Origin of the sequence: Corallococcus aberystwythensis (genome assembly GCF_003612165.1) — a bacterium.
Taxonomy (GTDB): Bacteria; Myxococcota; Myxococcia; order Myxococcales; family Myxococcaceae; genus Corallococcus; species Corallococcus aberystwythensis.
Window position 1 is genome coordinate 1 of sequence record NZ_RAWK01000485.1, and the last position, 2,846, is coordinate 2,846.

Below are 2,846 nucleotides of genomic sequence, written 5' to 3' on the forward strand. Positions count from 1 at the left end.
GGATGGCTGCTGGCCTGCCTTGAGAACGGGCGAGGAAGCCCCAAGGTAGGGGCTCCCCTCCAGCGGGCGCTTGGGTAACATCGCTTGATGTTCAGGCGTCTCACCAACGCGCTGCGACGGCTGTGGCTCCGCCCCTCCGAAAGCAGCCCCTCGGACCGGCAGAGCCCGCCCGGCGGTTCCGAGCCCGCCGCCGCCGCGCCCCGGCGCTCGCGCGCGTCGGTCGCGGAGGAGCCGTCGCCCCAGGCCCGGCACGGCACCAGCCGTCCCCGCCGCCCGGCCGTCCGCATCGTCGCGCACGGGGCCACCCCGCACGGCAGCAAACGCAAGGTCCTCCGCGCTGGCGCCACCGCCGCCCGCTTCTACGACCTGCACGACGACTTCCGCGCCCCCGGCCGCTGGGAGCCCGGCGACCCGCTGGACCTGAAGGACAAGGTGGTGGGCGACGTGTGGATGTTCACCGCCGGGCGCCCCGTGGATCCGCCCGGCCCGCTCCACATCCCCAACGAAATCAGGGCCGCCCCGCTGGACTTCAGCCTCGCCGGCGCGGGCCTCACCCCCGTGGTGCACCCCCGCGTGGCCGCCGTGTTCGCGCGCCTGGCCCCGGAGGACGTGCAGCTCATCCCCGTGCACATCGAGGGACAGCCGAAGCCGTACTTCCTCGTCGTCGCCACGCGCCTCATCCGCTGCGTGGACGAGGCCGCCTGCCTGGAGGTCCAACACTACGGCCCCGGCGACGGCGTCCCCGCGCGCGTGGGGCAGTACCGCTCCGTCCGCGGCCTGCGAATCGACCCCACCCAGGTGGGCCGCGCCCGCGTGTTCCGCCCCTGGGGCTGGCCCGTCACCCTCGTCGTCTCCGAGGTCGTGAAGGAGGCCCTGGAGAAGGAAGGCGTCACCGGCGCGCGCTTCACGCCCGTCACGGACACCCGGCACTGAAGGCCGGGCCCGGAGGGCGCTGCAGGTGCCCTACTCCTTCTCGATGTCCCGGTCCCACAGCTGCACGCGGCCGTAGTCCGTGGCCAGCCGGCGCACCATCTCCGCCGCCAGCGCCACCGAGCGGTGCTTGCCGCCCGTGCACCCCAGCGCCACCGTGAGGTACGCCTTCCCCTCCTTCTGGTAGCGGGGGAACAGGAAGCGGCAGAGGTCCACGACCTTCTCCAGGAACGCTTGCGTCTCCTCGCGCTCCAGCACGTACCCCGCGACCCTCGGGTTCTTGCCCGTGAGCCCCTTCAGCTCCGGCACGAAGTACGGGTTGGGCAGGAAGCGCACGTCGAACACCAGGTCCGCCTGCGGCGGCACGCCGTACCGGTAGCCGAACGACATGATGGACAGGCTGGGCCCCGTCGTGGGCTCCGGGCTGAAGCGCCCCTGCACCATGCGCTTCAGGTCGTGCACGTTGAGCGCCGACGAGTCGATGACCTGATCCGCCAGCTCGCGCAGGTCCTTGAGGGCCTCGCGCTCCGCACGGATGCCCTCCGCGACCGTGCCGTCCGGGGCCAGCGGGTGGCGCCGGCGCGTCTCACTGAAGCGGCGCAGGAGGCTGTCGTCGCTGGAGTCCAGGAAGAGCACGTCCACCTGGTGGCCCGCGCGGCGCACTTCATCCAGCACGCGGGGGGCGTCCTTGAGGAAGACGCCTTCACGCACGTCCACCACCAGCGCCATGCGCTCGATGTTGCCGCCGCCGGCCAGCTCCGTGAGCTTGGGCAAGAGGAGCACCGGCAGGTTGTCGATGCAGAAGAAGCCGGCGTCCTCCAGCGCCCGGATGGCGGTGGACTTTCCGGAACCTGACATGCCGGTGATGACGATGATCTGCTTCGCGGGGGCGGTCACTCGACCTCTTCTCCCAAGGTGCGGCGCATCGCCCCCTGGGCGATGGCTCGATTGAGTCGCTCGGCGAACTCTCGCGCCGAATGGTGGCCCTGAAGCTTCAACAGCTGGTTGCGCGCGGCCACCTCCACGATGGTGGCCATGTTGCGTCCAGGACGCACCGGCACGACCGACAAGGGGATGTCCACGCCGACAATCTGCAGGTGCTTGTCCTCCACGCCCAGGCGGTCGTACTCCTGGTGCGGATCCCATTCCTGCAGCTCAATCACAAGCTCAATTTTCTTCTGTTCCCGGACGGCGGACACTCCGAAGAGGTCCTTGATGTTGATGATGCCCAGTCCGCGAATCTCCATGTGGTGCTTGATGACCGGATTGCCCGCGCCGTAGACGGCCCCCTTCCTCCGGGTGACGTCCACGATGTCGTCCGCCACCAGCCGGTGGCCCCGCATCACCAGGTCCAGGGCGATTTCACTCTTGCCGATGCCGCTCTTGCCCAGCAGCAGGATGCCCACGCCGAAGACGTCCATCAGCACGCCGTGCAGGCTGCTGGACTCCGTGAGGGCGTCCTCCAGGAAACTCTGCACCCGCTGGATGAACTCGCTGGAGAGCAGCGGCGTCTTCATCAGGGCCAGGCCCGCCGCCTCGCAGGCGTCCACCAGTGCACGGGGCACGTCCAGCGCCTTGGTGACCACGACGCACGCCAGGTCCTCCTCGCCGAAGAGCTTGGCCAGGGACGCGTGCTGCCCGTCCTCCGGCAGGGTGGCCAGGTAGGAGATCTCCGTGTTGCCGAAGACCTGGACGCGGTGCGGGTGCAGGTGTTCCGTGAAGCCCGCCAGCGCCAGGCCGGGCTTCTGGATGCGCGAGGAGTCCACCGTGCGCTTCAGCCCCTGGGCGCCCGCCATCAGGGTCAGCCGCAGGTCGTGGCCCTGGTCTTCGAGGAGCTGGGAGATGCGAATGGATTTCATCGTCAGGACGTGGATATCACCCACCGGCCTCCGGAGGTGAACCGCACCGTGTCCGCC

General features: G+C 70.0%; 3 protein-coding genes. 1 reads left to right on the forward strand and 2 read right to left on the reverse strand.

Translation table 11 applies throughout. The annotated features are described in order from the left end of the window. Nucleotides 1-87 precede the first annotated feature (87 nt). Entirely contained in the window at nucleotides 88-933 is an 846-nt protein-coding gene (locus D7W81_RS40670) for an imm11 family protein (RefSeq protein ID WP_120560679.1), read from the forward strand. Between the two features lie 30 nt (nucleotides 934-963). Here D7W81_RS40670 and rapZ read toward each other — a convergent pair whose 3' ends face one another. Both rapZ and hprK read right to left on the reverse strand, forming a co-directional pair. Beyond that, on the reverse strand, nucleotides 964-1,827 hold the full coding sequence (gene rapZ / locus D7W81_RS40675; protein ID WP_120560680.1) for an RNase adapter RapZ: 864 nt from the start codon (nucleotides 1,825-1,827) through the stop codon (nucleotides 964-966). Further along, nucleotides 1,824-2,789 (reverse strand): HPr(Ser) kinase/phosphatase, encoded by a 966-nt coding sequence (gene hprK, locus D7W81_RS40680; protein ID WP_120560681.1) that lies wholly within the window; start codon nucleotides 2,787-2,789, stop codon nucleotides 1,824-1,826. Before hprK ends, rapZ begins: the two co-directional genes overlap by 4 nt. Nucleotides 2,790-2,846: the final 57 nt, after the last annotated feature.

What these genes read in the sequence shown, in the direction of transcription:
- D7W81_RS40670 (WP_120560679.1), top strand. Translation starts at nt 88, where the DNA reads ATGTTCAGGCGTCTCACCAACGCGCTGCGACGGCTGTGGCTCCGCCCC.
- hprK (WP_120560681.1), bottom strand. Translation starts at nt 2,789, where the DNA reads ATGAAATCCATTCGCATCTCCCAGCTCCTCGAAGACCAGGGCCACGAC.